Here is a 14,947-nt window from a genome sequence, read left to right on the forward strand (position 1 = left end):
AATGAATCTTGTAACGATTATTTAGGAGGAATGTTGAATGAATGCTATTGATCTATGTATATTAAATTTACAAGAAACACGTCGCCGCTCAATCAAATTATGGAGATCTATTCCCGATAGCTTAATCACATGGAGACCCGATAAAGATGCCATGTCCTTTGGCGAAATGATTCGTCATACATGGAGCGGATCTTATAGCTATCACATGATTATAAAAAACGGCGGCTCCCTTCAAACAAAATCACCTGCCCCTTACGCTCAGGAAGAAATCGTTTCAATTGAAAAAGAAATTGAACTATCGGAGCCGTATTTTGAGGACTTTATCGCATATATTCGGACTCTTTCAAGCGATGAATTAGAGACAAGACTAATTGATCGAAGTGATGTCGGCTATCAAAGATACTTAGGCGACATGCTTTTACGAATTGCCTATCATGATGCTGTACACTCTGGTCAAATTTTACAATACTTAAGAATGGTCGGTTTGGAGAGACCTTTGATTTGGGATTAGAGTAAATAAATTGGGGAAATGGTATTAGTTTTTTGGCCGCATAGGTTAGATAACCATGGAGTTGGTTGGATATGTGGGGGATTGAAGCTCATTACTAGTCGGAGCACCCCAAAAATAGCTCGCTGTTCTTTCCATAAAAACAAAATCCCCCCATTTGTACATGGAGGACGGCTTGTAAATATCTCATTCATTCTATCGAACAAATCGTGGTGTCTATCGGACTGTGAAAGCGTTCTATCGGACAAAAATCGAAGTCTATCGGACAAGTTCACATTTCTATCGGACTTTGTCACAATTTCATTGGACCCCTGTCTTTTCTAGCAATTACACCAGGAGAAATCTAATCAAACGTTCGATTGAAATGGTGCAAAGTAACGCTCCAATCCATTCAATCAATCGTTTGATTGAACAAATAGATGAGCAAGCACTTCGATTTCTACCGGTTATTCCACCTGGTATATTTTGCCCCTTTTGGAAATAGCAAAGCCATGGAATCCTATCAGTTTCCATGGCCTCATTTTGATATTTAGTTTGTGAACCACTTATAAAATGCATCAGACTCAATTAATAGATACGGAGCTAAAGTTGCTTGGAATTTTACTGTCCCTTGTTTGGAAGTATCAACATTCTCTGCACGAGCTCTCCAGATTTGAGATGGGCTAGCATAATATTCTTTAGCCGTAATAACACGGTAATAAGTAATTCCATTCACAATTTCCTCAGTAACGGTAACCTTACCAACCTTTTCTTCAAATGTTCCTGTTCCACTGCCCATTAGGATTTCGAATACTCTAAACCCTTGTGCATTTTTATAAAAATTAATTTCTTTGTTTGTTGTTTTAAAAGTGCTTCCATTAGGAGTCGCTTTAAATTCAACAGCTCCTGTAAAGTAAGGAGGGCCTGCCGGTTCTTCAGGAACTACTTCTTTATCCACTTGTGTAGCAACTACTTCTAATTTAATATTACCTGATTTGCCTTGGAACGCGATGTCATTATTCCCATGTGGCCAGCTGACGTAAATCTTAAATTCTTCTTTTTCAGATGCTGGCTTAAATGTATTTGTATAATCCACTTTCACCCAATTGTTATCGATTTTTCTTTTCATTTCAAGAACGACTGGTGTAGTAGAACCTTGTGGAAACAAGTCTCCACTAGGAGTTAAATTTACTTTATATTCCACTGGCACTTCTGTATTGTTTTTGTTAATGGAGAAGCTATATGCTTCAACAGTGTCCATTCCTGGATATAATTTTTCACTCAAGTTAAATTGAGCATTTCCAATGGTTGTTCCTTGCGAATTAACCGTGTCCACTTCGAAACTTGCCGCCTTAGCCACATTGCCATCACTTGTAAAACTCTTAGAAAAATAAGCCACCGTACCCATAATAGAAAAGGCAACCAAGAATACCGCAAATAAACTGAAACCTATTTTCTTTTTCAAAATAATTCTCCTCCTATTTCAGTTGTTTCTAATCCATTTTTTTGTAAAATTTAAGCCATCGGAAATTTATTAGTTTCTCTAAATTCTTTATACAAATCTAATTAATTCTTAATAAAGAACATCTGGTTATACTTTTCCCCAATCTCCTAGTTATTTGAGAATGTTACCGTTACACCTTTATCTGAACTAGCTGTTTTAGCAGTAAATACAACATCCGCCGATCCAGCTGCATTCATAACGTCCCAACCACTTAATCCACTAAATACTTGAGCAATTTTAGCTGCAATGGCTGCATGGCTATCACCCTTAGCTACAACCACTGTTTTTTCGACATTTTCACTACCATCACTAAAAGTAACAGTTAGATTTCCTACCTTGTTTATTTTTCCATCAACCGTTAATGTGTTAACTTCTTTCACTCCAGGAAGAGCTGGGCTTCCATCTTGTTGGTTCGTTTGCGTTGCTTTTACGTCGGCGCTAGTAGGTCTATCCTTTGTAGCTGAGATACTTACATTCTTGAAATCTTTCATTTCTTTGGAAGTAAAGATTACTTTCGTTCCCTCGTTTCGTACGTCCCATGCTGCCAGGAAATTTTTTATCGGTTGTTGTTTTATTAAGTTTACTGTAAGATCCTCTACTAAGTTCTTAGCAAGACGAACACCATCAAATCTGTGGTCTTCAGCTGGTAAGTAATCATAGATAGTTTGTAGAATAGTCAGATTCGCTTTTTCGCCATCATTAAATTTAAATATCCAGCTAGCATTTCCTCCTGCAGGCTTACCTTCTGCAAATTCATATACGACAATTTCAGACTTCCCGTCGATCCCTGCTTCCCCTTTAACCGTTTCTACCAAATTCCCACCGATCACATTAGGGTCCTCAACCTGAGTCGCTACAACCCCTAAATGGACATTACCCGTTTTCCCTTGGAAAGCAATGTCGTTCTCGCCATGCGGCCAGCTGACGAAGACTTTGAATTTTTCTGTCTCAGACTCTGGCTTAAATGGATTATTTTGATCCAAGTCTACCCATTTATCACCCATTAGTCTTTGCAACTTTAAGACTACTGGTGAACTGTTATCTTGCGGGAATAGATCCCCACTAGGAGTTAAATTTACTTTGTATTCAACTGGCACTTCCGTTTGATTTTTATTAATTTGGAAACTATAAACCTCCATTGGCTCCATCCCAGGCAATAACTTTTCACCTAGATTAAATTGGCCACTACCAATGGTTTCCCCTTTGGAATTCACAGCATCTACTTCAAACTTTGCAGCTTGGGCTACGTTGCTATCACTTGTGAAGCTTTTTGTATAGTAAGCTACTGTGCCCATAATCGAACCGGCTACAATTCCACCTGCTAATAAACTAATGCCAACCTTCTTTTTCATTAAAAAATCCCCCTAATTTTCATATAATCTACCTTTTCTCTCAATCTATCGTTTTTTAGGTTTCTTTCCCCCTTTGTTAAAATGCTTGTCCAGAATAAATATGTTCTTAATGAAGAACGATTATTTTTATTATAGATTGAATTAAATTATATTTCAAGGGGTTAATCCTAAATTTGTTCTTTATATTGAACAAATGAACAACGGAACTATTTCTGCACTTTTCGAGTTAATCTAACAAATTTCGTTCTATCGGACAGATTATTGCTGCTATCGAACTGATTTCCATTCCTATCGGACAAAAATCGCATTCTATCGGACAAGTTCACAATTCTATCGGACTTTGTCACAATTTCATCAAACTTATTCACAATTTCCTTGGACAAAAAACCTAACTATCGGACTTTGCCCCGTTATATGTTATAATTCCCCACAATACGATGCGAAGAAAGGATGAGTAGGATGTCAGTTGAGAGTGTGAAAGAATTTTTCAAACAGTGGAATCGTGAGTTCGATGTGATGGAGTTTGAGTCTTCAAGTGCTACCGTGGAGCAAGCGGCAGAAACGATTGGTGTCATTCCTGCTCGAATTGCCAAGACCATTTCCTTTAAAGGAGAGGGCGAAAAGGCGATTTTGATTGTGGCCGCTGGTGATGCAAAAATCGATAATAAGAAATTTCGCGATACATTCGGCTTCAAAGCACGAATGCTCACACCTGAAGAGGTGTTAGATCAAACTGGACATGCTGTTGGTGGGGTTTGTCCATTTGGATTGAAAAATGATCTCGATGTTTTTCTCGATGTCTCAATGAAACGCTTTGAAACTTTATACCCAGCATGCGGTAGTTCAAATTCTGCCATCGAATTAACTTTAAAGGAATTGTCTCAATTCTCATCGGCGAAGGATTGGATAGATGTGTGCAAGGGTTGGGAGGAATAGCCAAGTAGAAAGTTCCGTCTTAACGAACAACGACTAAGACGGAACTTTAAACATCTGCTTTTTGATGGTCAATGTTCAGCAATTGATCCTTAAAAAACCATTTATAAAATGCATGTGATACATAATAGGTAAACCCAATCGTAATAAAGCTCCAATACCAGGTCCAATTTTTGTATCGAATTAACTTTGTATATTTCAAAGCGAGGATTTCAAGACCTGTAATAACTGAAGTATGGCAGAAAAAGTAGAGAGTCTTAATGAAGTAATTTCCTCTTTCAGGGTAATAAATATTAAAAATAACACATAATGCGGGATAAATATAATATTCAAAACAAAAACTCGCTTTGTTTGCTTTCTTAAAAAACGGTCGATACGGATATTTAATTAAGTTTTTCTCCACAACGAGTAATCCAAAAAACCATGTGATGACCTGTTTAAATAGAAAAGAAACTAGGGCATGACGAATTTTATTTTTCGGAACAAATTTAATTAACAAAAACGTGACGATGATATAAGCGAAGGCGATGATTGTTTTTTCTTTATAATGATTGGTCATTCTGAATCTCCTTAGAAAATTGAATGTGTCCGAAAGGGCACTTTTTTTATTGTTTTTATTATCCACATTACTTTAGGAAAATATTTTCACATCTTTAGTTTTTCTTGAAGGGAACATTATTAAAGACTTCAAATTCCAAGGAGGTAACGAATGAATTTCATAAGAGCTTTCTTGATTTATCTAATCTCGTTCCAACTTTTGTTTAGTGCATCTTCTGCATTGGCAGCTCCTCCCGAAAATGAGCTAAACGCTTATTTAGCGCAAATCGGTTGGACGAAACAGGAGTTACTGGATTACTTGGATTATTATGAAATTCCGTTAAATGAATTTGAATCAGTCGAAGACCTTAAAATGTTCTTAGGAACGCCTATTAATAGTGAAAATCTTCAGGAGCTTTTAACAAGATATAACTTAACGGAGAAAGAGCTTCAGGATCTTTTGAATCATTTCGGTGACTCGTTGGCCGAATACAAATTTATTGAGGATCTGGATGTGACGGTTGATTTCTATGTCAACCACGATGAGTACATGGCTGATATTGAAAATGAATTAGCGGAAATTGGTATAACAGAGGAAGAGTCTGAGCGATTTTTCGAATATTTGTCCTTAGTTGAAGAAAAAAACAAAGATCAACTGGATCAAATGTATATGATGGATTCAAATATTGAAAAATTCATGGACGTGACGGATACCTCCGAATTAACGGATGAGGAATTAGATGAACTAGTACAAATTTTGACCGAATCTATTTCATTGTATGAAATTCAGGTGAAATTCAAAGTGGATCAAAAGGAAATTTCACTTAAAGAATTACTAAAAATGAAAGAACTACCTAAAAACTTATTAACCACGATCTACAGTAATTCTGGGGAATTGCTCATTGATTTTACTGTACCTGAATGGTTAATTGAACCGGGCGAAGAAATGATTCATATCGGTGAGCTTTCCGATGAGTATGTTGATTATTTACATGAAGAAAAATATGAAGAAGCTTCTGAAAAAGGGTATAAATAAAACTGCACCACCAGGCTCTTGGGCTTGGTGGTGTTTACACTTATACGGTGAATCATTCTATCGGACTCAAAATGGCTCCTATCAGACAAGTTCACAATTCTATCGAACAAATCGGATCGTCTATCGGACAATTCAGCAATTTTATCGGACTTTGCGCCTTAATTCAACCAAATGAAGCCCACCAACTTATGTTCAATCAAACGTTTGATTAAACTAGCTTCCGACTACTCCCACAAGACTTTAGATCGTTTCAATCAATCGTTTGATTAATACGATTTTCGTTCTACTCGCAACAAAAAAGCCAGCTAGAGATTCCCCCACTTAGCCTTCACAAACCTCCCTATTTAAACCCTTCTGCACCAACTAACCAAATTTTTGAGCCATCCGTATATTTACCTTTACTGTCGGTAAGTAAAATAATGTACCCTTTTTTTGACTTGTGAGTGGAGACAGCCACATCATAGTTACCTATTCCTTTAGCAAGAATAATGGAATTAGGGTAATTGAATACCTCACCCGTTTTTGCTTTTCGCCACTTTCCTTTTTTGTTATTTAGCTGATACGTCCCATTACTATTAATGGTAAGCGTTCCATTATAAGCTCCCTTTGTATACTTACTCTTTTTGTATTGACCTGTATCTTTGTAAAAATAATCAATCATCGTACCTGGAATCCAAAGCTTCCATTTTCCGTAAGAAAATCTCGGGTTTACTACTACTGGCTTAGCTTTTGTGGTAGATTTCTTAGCTGGACTTGTGGCTGGACTTTTTAACTCAAGATTTTCAGACCAATTCTCTGTTTTCACTGGATCTGACCAAGCTTGGGAATGTTGAGGTGGTAGAAAAAATAGAACCATTATGGAAGATAGAATGACATACAGAAACCTTTTCAAACGAATCCTCCTTTCTTATTATTTGGTTATATTCCTTCTATATATATGCGCATTATAATATTTGAACACCATTCATACAGCCCGAGCAAATATTGGGCGAATATCTCCCCTTGATTGATACATAATAACAATGGCTTTGCCAATATCGTTAGGAGGAGATCAAATATGCTTCAAAACCAACAAGGTCAAATGCACCAAAATATGCATACAGGAAATGTCCCTCAACAAATGAATCATGGTGGTCACGAACTATTTGACGTACATGAGGTTCTATCGGGGGCTGTCGGAACGTTAAATCAATATACATTACTCCGTCAACATGTGAAGGACCCAGAATTACTCGATATTCTCGACCGCCAATTTCAATTTATGCAAGAGGAGTACAATATAACTTTACAAAGTTTTCAAACCGGTCAGGACCCATCCAAACCAACACAAAGCTATAAAATGAACCAAGGAAATGACTTCATTTACGGTATGAAACCAGCTCAGCCTAAAAAACCATGGCAATCCGCTGCAGAAATTTCGGATGAATTCATTTCTGGCTGCATGCTAAATTCATGCAAAACAGGAGCCTCAGCGAAAGCAATGGCTGCACTAGAAGTAACTAATCCCGTTGTTCGCCGTGTACTTGCTGATTCCGTCCCAAATTGCATTGAAATGGCCTACGAACTCTCGATTTATCAAAATAAACATCATTACTATCAAGTACCACAGTTAGCACAGCAAGATATGACCCAGCTGCTAAACGCATTCGCACCTACACAGAAGCAAATGCAGATGCCAAATAACAATATGAGTCATTAGAACGGTAAAAGTGAAGCAAAGTGAAGCAAAGGGACGGTTCTTTTGCTTCCTTTGTACCACTTTGCCAAATTTTACATTATTTTAAATTCCATCCAAGGTTGAAAAAAGGAAGCAGGAGAACCGTCCCCCTGCTTCCACCCCTGCTTCCAGCTTCCCCTCATTATTTCATTTCTTCTAAGAAAGAGTTACCGACCGTACCTACACGACGGATTTTCACGTCAATTTTGATATTTACTGGCAAGGTTTGAAATTCGTTATCCCAATTATTTTTTAATTTTTTCCATGCTTTTGGATCTGCTCGATGGATAGCTTCTCCAAAGCCAAAAATATCTTTTTTATGTTTTTCTTGTATTTGTTTTATAGACTGTTTAAACATTTTTTCAATTCTTCGTTCCTCTATTTTCTCTAATTTTGAAATGTTCTCCAGTTTAGTAAGATCGATATCACATTCTACTTCTCCGACGTTGTATTCTGCTCGATATTCAATATTAATTTCTGGTTGCCCATTTTTCACTTTACCTTTCATTTTTGCATTTGGGTTCACAAGTTGTAGGACGGCTTTCCCACCTTCAGGACAGGTTATGTTCACAACCGTACTTTTCGTTTTGTTAGTTATGCTATTATAAGTTCTGCTTTGCTTTTCATCTAGCCAACCAACCAATTTATCTCTATCAAATACCGCTAATTCTCCAAAGAACAATCGTGCTGAAGGTTTTGTCATTTCTACATTCTGTTTACTGAAAGAAGTTTTTTCATCACCTTCTATCGCCATGTGAACACCAGTTAACACCGGTTGTTTTCCGACACTTACCATATTTTCAATCAGTTCATATAAAGTCACTCCACTTGTCGCAGACCAAGCTTTTGATGACACTTTAAGGGCATTAAATAATTGATTGGCAGGTATCTTTTCTAAAGGTGTGAGTACCTTTAAAATATCTTCTGCATTCCTTCCTTTTGCTACAGTGATGTAAAAATCTGATCTCAATTCCCAGTCTCTCGAGATAAGATCTAACGGTTTTCCAATACCTTCTCTTGCTAATGATTCTCCAATCACGAGTATTCTAAGATGAGAAGGATAAATTCTCCTTGGGGATTCCTTTGTCATTTTTCGAAATGCTTCAAGCATGGTTTCCCCTTTCGCTTGAAAGATAATAACTGGTGATTGGCCACTTGCTCCTTTTGCCGCTACTTCTCCTGGATTGACCACTTGAGCCGTCACAAGATATTGACCATTCATTGTGCGGTCGATTCCAATCCCTAACGTAATGCTAAGTTCATTTAATTCTCGACGGTTCCAACACCCTGTTGTTAATAATAGAAAAGTAATAAGAAGAAAAAGTAGATTTAACTTACGTTTCATAGACCAAACTCCTTTCGAACTACGGAAAAATAAATGATAAAACTTTAAACTAATTTTTTCCGTAATGTACTGACTGCTAATAAAAGAAAAGGAAGAGCAAGTCCATACGTTGAAACGTATAGTGGCCAAATTTCTTTGTCAAATGTAATTGATTTAATAACATTGGGATATAAAATTAAAGAAAGTGAAACTGCGATTACCCCTAATGGAAGGGTAAGTGGCCGATAATCTTTTAGATTAAATATTTGTGCAAGACCTATAACAGACGCATAAAAATAAAGCGACATTTTAAAATAAATAGTAAAAATCCACATGGTGGCCACTATTGCTTCTATCCGTTGGAAAAAATCCCCTATATTTATCATTCTAGCCAAAGCATAACTTGGATACATCTGTCTTGCACTGTTCTCAGGACCTAAACACAAAATAACTAGAGTAACAATGAGAATCAAACAGATTCCTCCTATAAGTATTCCAATAAAAAAGTCTTTTTCAGCTACTTTAGGTTGATTCACTGAAACTGGAAATATCATTAGCAATACAACCAAAGGGAAAGAAAAGATACTTGTAAAAAGAAGAACAGCACGTATCATGGGTTTTATTCCTGCTTCGAAAAAGGGTTGAATGTTTTCAAACTTATATTGAAAAGGAGGTAAAAATACTGAAACCACTAGAATGATGAATAAAATAAAAAAGAAAGGAAATAAAATTTCTCCAGTTCGAGCTAAAGTTTCAATACCGAGGCGAATTCCCATTATTAAAATGCAGGAAAATAGTATTATTGTTGCTTCGATTGGCGTATCAGGCATGATTTGTGTTGTCAAGAAATTACCAACATAAAATAATAATGCTGAAGTTGAGTATAGCGAAAAGAAAACAAACGTTAGAGAAACAATCTTACCTATCCATTTTCCAAGCACTGTTTCAATGATTTCAACCAGTGTCATATTGGGGAATTTTCTGCTTATAGAAATATATAAAACCGCCAATAAAATACTAATGACTACACCGATTGCAACTGCGATCCATGCATCTTGTTTTACCTCTTGAGCCAGAATTGCTGGAATCACTAAGATAGTCGTACCTATAGAATATAAAATCACTAATATTCCAAATTGTCGTGCACTAATTTTGATGTTTTTTTCCATATTCTAACTTCCAATCAATATTTAGTATTCTTAATGTTATCAATGATCCATTAGAATAATCGCCAGTTTTTCACTTTAATAATTGATCAATCATATTAGAGAGCGGTTGATAAATAGCAATTATCCATTCTAGTGGATTGGGAATCTTCATTTCCAGCACTTGGGCAACGCTTAACACGATTCCGATTAGTAACAGTATTGAAAATATCCATAATTCTTTTTTTAATTTTTTTCTTAACAGAGGAGGAACATCTATCGCAATAATGATAGCAACGATTACCAAAATTCCTGCAACAGCCACCATATTCGTAACTCCTCCCCTTTACTTTTTTCAGATCGCAAATGAATCCATTTACTTTTGTTTATTAAATTCTGTATATCGCTCATAATAAAGTCTTTCGTCATCAAACCCACTTTGGTCAAACGCGGACGATGTACTAGTATCGATCAGCAACAGAACGTCCGAGTTAATATTGACCCTTATCTCACTTTTGTTACTTTTTTCGAGGTGGTTTCGGGGCCGGACTATGTTCTCGTCTAATGTTCTTTTGGCTGATTAAACGTGGGCGGGAAGTCATTTTCCACAAGGGTTTTCGAATAAGCGTATCCTTAATGTCATCATGGATAAATGGGCCAAAAGGGCTCATATAAGGTACTCCAAATGAACGTAAGCTGCACATATGGAGTATAAGTGCAATAAACCCAATGAGTATCCCGAATAAACCAAAGGATGCAGCAAGTCCCATCATTGGGAAACGAAGTATTCGTATAGACATAGACATGGCTAAGGAAGGTAGGATGAAGCTTGAAATGGCCGTGATAGCTACGACGATTACCATGGCAGCCGACACAATTCCAGCCTCAACTGCGGCTGTCCCAATCACCAGTGTCCCTACAATGGATATAGCTGAACCTATAGCCTTTGGCATTCGTAAACTGGCTTCTCGCAAGATTTCAAACGCCCCCTCCATCATAAGTGCTTCAATAAATGCTGGAAACGGAACCCCTTCCCGTTGAGCAGCTAGACCAATCAACAGACCAGTTGGTAACATTTCCTGATGAAAAGTGGTGATTGCAATATATAAGGAAGGTCCCAAAAGCGCTATAAAAATACTTAAATAACGAAGTAAACGAATGAGAGTGCTAATATCTGAGCGCTGATAATAATCTTCGGCAGCGTGTATGAAAGAGACGAAGAGCGCCGGAACGACCAGAACAATGGGAGTTCCATCCACTAATATGGCGACTTTCCCTTCTAAAAGTTCAGCAGCAATTACATCAGGGCGCTCTGAGTAATAAATAGTCGGAAATGGAGTGTACGTTTCATCCTGTATTAATTCCTCAATATAACCACTTTCTAATATCCCATCTATATCAATTCGATCTAATCGCTTATGCACTTCTTTGACCACTTTATCATTCACAATTCCATCGATATACATGATTGCGACATCGGTTTTGGTTAATCTCCCAATTTGTTTCGATTCGATCCATAGATGAGGAGTTTTTATTTTTCGACGGACTAGTGCCGTATTGAAACGCAAATTTTCCGTAAAACCTTCCTTCGGCCCTCGAATAACGGTTTCCGTCGTGGACTCCATAATACCGCGGGTTTCCCCCCCGCGCATGGAGATTATGAAACCTTGTACATATCCATCCAACAAAAGAATAGCATCCCCAGATAATAGGGAAGTAAATAGAGTGCCGAATTCCGTAACATCTTTAATATCTCCCACTGCAAGGATGCGACTTTTCAATACTTGTAATACACTTTGATAAGACGAAATCATTTGATTTTGATAGGAATCAATATCTAACATAAGTGATTCCAAAATAAAATTCTGAATGGAATTCGTATCGACCATTCCATCCGTATAGATAATACCAGCTGCTATCGATTTCTCTTTGCCAATTAGTATCTCTCTAATCACGATATCACTGCTATTTCCAAGTATTTGCTTTATATATTGAACATTTTCTTTAAGACTTTTCACTAAATGCTCATCTTCCAAATCCTTATTTAAATCATCATGCTCGAATGAAAATTGACCAATACTGGCCTTTTTTCTGCTTTTCTTAAAAAAACTCATAATTTTATCCTCTCTTAAGAGTAATTTATTTCTTTAATATTCATTTTTTACCATTACAACATTCTTTATTCTTGGGAAGCAGAGGGACGGTTCTTTCGCTTCCAACTAAGCTTTCAATGAGTCCACAAAAAAAAGGAAGCAGAGGTTCTTTTGCTTCCTTCTTTCTTTATCTATGCTTTAAAAATAAGATTAGATGAAACTCCTAAAATTCTTGCTGCTTGGCGTTGTGATAAACCATCGATCTGTTTTATTTTTTGGAGTAATCCATTTCTTTGTTGCTTAGGTAAACTTTTCACTTGAGCTATATCAATCATACCCAGCACCCTCTTGATTTCTTGTCTTGCCTCTTCATCTGGTAGTCTCCTTTTATTCACTCTATCCTCTAAGCATGTATCATTATTACATCTTTCATTAAATTCCTTAAATCTTTCCTTGGCGACCGTAATATCGGGCGAAAACATATTTAAAATAAATTCGTCATCAAGCAACTTCCACGGATAAGTTTTTTTATCGTAATAGCTTTGATAACTACTCCATCTCCATTCATCTATCAAATTAACCATTCTAGCCTTTAATGGATTTTGGTGGATGTACCTTATAACTGTAAGTAGGTACCTAGTGGTCTCTACATTCTCACTTTTAAATCGATCCTGAAATAAATGTCCTGTTGTATTATACTTCCAGTTATAATACCAGACATAACTAACGCCTAACCGTTTCATTGTAACGGAAATATCCTCAGTACCTTCTTTCAAAAGAAGATGGACATGATTACTCATTAAACACCAAGCATAAACACTTATTTCCGATTTCGATTTATATTTTTTTATTATTTCAAGAAATCTTATACAGTCGTTTTCATCATGAAATATTTCTTGCCTGTTTGCACCTCTTAACATAATGTGATATATTCCGCTCCTACTTTTAACTCTAGCTTCACGAGATATTTTCATCACCACCAGCTATTAAAAATTTTTTTAATGGATGATTCGATTAGAAAAATAAGAAGGTCAAAATCGTGGTCGTCTTGATGACGATTAACTTAAATGAGATACATCGGAGCCAGCATTAGAGATTACTTTTAAAACATTTCGGTCTTTTGGATATGAATGGGAGTAATTTTCAGATGACAAGAAATTCATCAATTGGAAGAAATACTTTGAGGACTATTAAAACATAAAGACAGTCATACCTGGCCTGATTTCAATTCCATCATATACCATTCCCCCAAATTTTTCACCACTTTGAAAAATTTATCGACTAAAAAAAGGAAGCATGAGAACCGTCCCCACGCTTCCCCATGCTCCCAGCTTCTAAAAAAGTGCCACTCTTCCAGCCTTTACAATTTTAAAATCCATATATCCTACTGGCTGCACAAGGAAATACAAGTTGTTCTCCCCATTTACTAGTGTTCCTTTGTAGCTTGGATCGAGCTCTACATTTACCTTCACGATAAATTCTACTTGCGCTTTACCTCTGCCAATTTCGATCATGTTTACATATTCCATTTTTTTGATTCCTTTTTTGAACGCTTCAACGTTAAAGGATGTCGTGTCTAGGAATAAGTCCTGAGTAGCTTTCGTGTTTTTTAACAGAAGCTGCACAAAGTTAAAAGCAGGGTTCACATTTCCTGGAATGTCTAAATTCCAGAAAGGTTCTTTACTAATTTTCCAGCCTATTTTTTCATCATATTGGTATTCCACTAAATAATCTTGCTTTTCGGAGGTTTCACCAACTGGAACGGATAGGAGAAATACACTTATATTTTTCTCTGATTTTATTGGTTGAGCCGTTGCTTTCGTCCACTGTAATAACGAGCCGCCATCCGCTTCGATTTGTGCCATTTTTCCTTTATACTCGATGATTCCTCGAGATTGAATAAATTCCTCTGCTGCCTTTTGCGTTAAAGAAGCTTTTAAGTAAGCTAACAATTCTGCCTTCGTATCAATTTGGCTCGATAGATATCGATATGTCTTCCCTTGGTACGTAAATGTTCGATATTCTCCATTTCGGTACTCTCCACCTGCCTGAACGAAACTCGATGCTTTTGAAAAATTGGATGCCAGTTCCACTGCCTGTTTGTTCGTTAATTCTGTCGATTGTTCAAGGGCTGGTTCCTTACTTATTTTCCAACCTACCTTATTCACTTCTTGATACTCAATAAGATAATTTTGATTTTCTTTCGTTTCTTCTACTGGAACGATTAATCGATATACTCTACTATTTTTATCTTTTTTCACAAATTGAGCTGTTGCTTGTTCCCACTGCAATAAAGAGCCGCCATCTGACTCAACCTGAGCCATTTTTCCCTTGTACTCAATAATTCCTCGTGATTCAATAAATTTCGCCGCGGCAGTGGAAGTTAACGTTGCATTCAAATACGCTAACAACTCTTTTTTCGTATCTATACTTGAAGCTAAATAACGATACGTCTTTCCTTTATAGCTGAAGGTTTTATACTCTCCATCCTTGTAGTCACCACCACGTCCAACATAACTACTCGCTTTGGAAAAATTAATGGCCAGTTGCAGAACCTGTTTTTCGGTTAAATCATGTTTAACAGGTGCTACTACCTTTGGCAGTTCCTTTGCCAAAGCGAAATTCGTATTCAATAAGAGTGGACCATTTAACATCGCAATCACTAATCCAGCAGCAAGAAATTTTTTATTCATTTTTATAACCTCCAAAAGATGCGTTTTTTATTTTTACATCCTTTAGACGATGAAGTTTGGAGATCGGGTGAAGTTTTTTAAAAAATGGGTATAAATTACTAAATTGTCCCCGACCTACGTGAGGTG

At 36.7% G+C, this 14,947-nt stretch carries 15 protein-coding genes; 4 read left to right on the forward strand and 11 right to left on the reverse strand.

The features are described 5' to 3' along the window. Nucleotides 1-37: 37 nt before the first annotated feature. Nucleotides 38-511 (forward strand): DinB family protein, encoded by a 474-nt coding sequence (locus ACFSO7_RS02315; RefSeq protein WP_377874973.1) that lies wholly within the window; start codon nucleotides 38-40, stop codon nucleotides 509-511. A gap of 324 nt (nucleotides 512-835) precedes the next feature. Here the strand turns inward: ACFSO7_RS02315 and ACFSO7_RS02320 are convergent, their stop codons facing one another. From ACFSO7_RS02320 to ACFSO7_RS02330, 3 genes are all read right to left on the reverse strand, one after another. Next, the gene (locus ACFSO7_RS02320; protein WP_377874975.1) at nucleotides 836-1,021 is read right to left on the reverse strand and encodes a hypothetical protein; all 186 of its coding nucleotides are present in this window, start codon (nucleotides 1,019-1,021) and stop codon (nucleotides 836-838) included. A 16-nt stretch (nucleotides 1,022-1,037) separates the two neighbouring features. Beyond that, nucleotides 1,038-1,952 (reverse strand): hypothetical protein, encoded by a 915-nt coding sequence (locus ACFSO7_RS02325; RefSeq protein ID WP_377874977.1) that lies wholly within the window; start codon nucleotides 1,950-1,952, stop codon nucleotides 1,038-1,040. Between the two features lie 146 nt (nucleotides 1,953-2,098). Next, nucleotides 2,099-3,343, reverse strand: a complete 1,245-nt coding sequence (locus ACFSO7_RS02330) for a hypothetical protein (RefSeq protein WP_377874979.1) — start codon at nucleotides 3,341-3,343, stop codon at nucleotides 2,099-2,101. Nucleotides 3,344-3,802: 459 nt separating this feature from the next. Here ACFSO7_RS02330 and ACFSO7_RS02335 point away from each other — a divergent pair, with 459 nt between their 5' ends. Further along, nucleotides 3,803-4,279 carry a YbaK/EbsC family protein gene (locus ACFSO7_RS02335; protein WP_377874981.1) on the forward strand — a complete coding sequence of 159 codons (477 nt, stop codon included), beginning with the start codon at nucleotides 3,803-3,805 and terminating at the stop codon, nucleotides 4,277-4,279. 46 nt (nucleotides 4,280-4,325) lie between these two features. On the opposite strand, the gene ACFSO7_RS02340 is transcribed toward ACFSO7_RS02335, so the two are convergent. Next, entirely contained in the window at nucleotides 4,326-4,835 is a 510-nt protein-coding gene (locus ACFSO7_RS02340; RefSeq protein ID WP_377874982.1) for a CBO0543 family protein, read from the reverse strand. A gap of 150 nt (nucleotides 4,836-4,985) precedes the next feature. On the opposite strand from ACFSO7_RS02340, the gene ACFSO7_RS02345 reads away from it, so the two are divergent. Continuing rightward, entirely contained in the window at nucleotides 4,986-5,849 is an 864-nt protein-coding gene (locus tag ACFSO7_RS02345) for a processed acidic surface protein (RefSeq protein WP_377874983.1), read from the forward strand. Nucleotides 5,850-6,189: 340 nt separating this feature from the next. Here the strand turns inward: ACFSO7_RS02345 and ACFSO7_RS02350 are convergent, their stop codons facing one another. After that, complete coding sequence (locus ACFSO7_RS02350) at nucleotides 6,190-6,741, reverse strand: flagellar basal body L-ring protein FlgH (protein ID WP_377874985.1); 552 nt, start codon at nucleotides 6,739-6,741, stop codon at nucleotides 6,190-6,192. Between the two features lie 165 nt (nucleotides 6,742-6,906). On the opposite strand from ACFSO7_RS02350, the gene ACFSO7_RS02355 reads away from it, so the two are divergent. Continuing rightward, a complete protein-coding gene (locus tag ACFSO7_RS02355; RefSeq protein WP_377874987.1) occupies nucleotides 6,907-7,548 on the forward strand; it encodes a spore coat protein in 642 nt (213 codons plus the stop codon). A 160-nt stretch (nucleotides 7,549-7,708) separates the two neighbouring features. On the opposite strand, the gene ACFSO7_RS02360 is transcribed toward ACFSO7_RS02355, so the two are convergent. The 6 genes from ACFSO7_RS02360 to ACFSO7_RS02385 all read right to left on the reverse strand — a co-directional run bounded on the left by ACFSO7_RS02360 (nucleotide 7,709) and on the right by ACFSO7_RS02385 (nucleotide 14,821). Further along, a complete protein-coding gene (locus tag ACFSO7_RS02360) occupies nucleotides 7,709-8,911 on the reverse strand; it encodes a Ger(x)C family spore germination protein (RefSeq protein WP_377874989.1) in 1,203 nt (400 codons plus the stop codon). Between the two features lie 44 nt (nucleotides 8,912-8,955). After that, a complete protein-coding gene (locus tag ACFSO7_RS02365; protein WP_377874991.1) occupies nucleotides 8,956-10,059 on the reverse strand; it encodes a GerAB/ArcD/ProY family transporter in 1,104 nt (367 codons plus the stop codon). A gap of 70 nt (nucleotides 10,060-10,129) precedes the next feature. Further along, complete coding sequence (locus ACFSO7_RS02370; RefSeq protein WP_377874993.1) at nucleotides 10,130-10,363, reverse strand: hypothetical protein; 234 nt, start codon at nucleotides 10,361-10,363, stop codon at nucleotides 10,130-10,132. A 190-nt stretch (nucleotides 10,364-10,553) separates the two neighbouring features. Continuing rightward, nucleotides 10,554-12,149 (reverse strand): spore germination protein, encoded by a 1,596-nt coding sequence (locus ACFSO7_RS02375; protein WP_377874995.1) that lies wholly within the window; start codon nucleotides 12,147-12,149, stop codon nucleotides 10,554-10,556. A gap of 170 nt (nucleotides 12,150-12,319) precedes the next feature. Then, nucleotides 12,320-13,102, reverse strand: coding sequence for a transposase (locus tag ACFSO7_RS02380; protein WP_377874997.1), 783 nt, complete (start codon nucleotides 13,100-13,102; stop codon nucleotides 12,320-12,322). Nucleotides 13,103-13,462: 360 nt separating this feature from the next. Beyond that, nucleotides 13,463-14,821, reverse strand: a complete 1,359-nt coding sequence (locus tag ACFSO7_RS02385) for a DL-endopeptidase inhibitor IseA family protein (protein ID WP_377874999.1) — start codon at nucleotides 14,819-14,821, stop codon at nucleotides 13,463-13,465. Nucleotides 14,822-14,947 lie beyond the last annotated feature (126 nt).

Origin of the sequence: Bacillus sp. CGMCC 1.16607 (assembly GCF_042683745.1) — a bacterium.
Taxonomy (GTDB): Bacteria; Bacillota; Bacilli; order Bacillales; family Cytobacillaceae; genus Pseudoneobacillus.

Excerpts from the sequence above, each read along its gene's own strand:
- ACFSO7_RS02365 (WP_377874991.1), bottom strand. The coding sequence starts at position 10,059 with ATGGAAAAAAACATCAAAATTAGTGCACGACAATTTGGAATATTAGTG.
- ACFSO7_RS02360 (WP_377874989.1), bottom strand. The coding sequence starts at position 8,911 with ATGAAACGTAAGTTAAATCTACTTTTTCTTCTTATTACTTTTCTATTA.
- ACFSO7_RS02315 (WP_377874973.1), top strand. The coding sequence starts at position 38 with ATGAATGCTATTGATCTATGTATATTAAATTTACAAGAAACACGTCGC.
- ACFSO7_RS02385 (WP_377874999.1), bottom strand. The coding sequence starts at position 14,821 with ATGAATAAAAAATTTCTTGCTGCTGGATTAGTGATTGCGATGTTAAAT.
- ACFSO7_RS02330 (WP_377874979.1), bottom strand. The coding sequence starts at position 3,343 with ATGAAAAAGAAGGTTGGCATTAGTTTATTAGCAGGTGGAATTGTAGCC.
- ACFSO7_RS02370 (WP_377874993.1), bottom strand. The coding sequence starts at position 10,363 with ATGGTGGCTGTTGCAGGAATTTTGGTAATCGTTGCTATCATTATTGCG.
- ACFSO7_RS02380 (WP_377874997.1), bottom strand. The coding sequence starts at position 13,102 with ATGAAAATATCTCGTGAAGCTAGAGTTAAAAGTAGGAGCGGAATATAT.
- ACFSO7_RS02375 (WP_377874995.1), bottom strand. The coding sequence starts at position 12,149 with ATGAGTTTTTTTAAGAAAAGCAGAAAAAAGGCCAGTATTGGTCAATTT.
- ACFSO7_RS02335 (WP_377874981.1), top strand. The coding sequence starts at position 3,803 with ATGTCAGTTGAGAGTGTGAAAGAATTTTTCAAACAGTGGAATCGTGAG.
- ACFSO7_RS02355 (WP_377874987.1), top strand. The coding sequence starts at position 6,907 with ATGCTTCAAAACCAACAAGGTCAAATGCACCAAAATATGCATACAGGA.
- ACFSO7_RS02340 (WP_377874982.1), bottom strand. The coding sequence starts at position 4,835 with ATGACCAATCATTATAAAGAAAAAACAATCATCGCCTTCGCTTATATC.
- ACFSO7_RS02345 (WP_377874983.1), top strand. The coding sequence starts at position 4,986 with ATGAATTTCATAAGAGCTTTCTTGATTTATCTAATCTCGTTCCAACTT.
- ACFSO7_RS02320 (WP_377874975.1), bottom strand. The coding sequence starts at position 1,021 with ATGGAAACTGATAGGATTCCATGGCTTTGCTATTTCCAAAAGGGGCAA.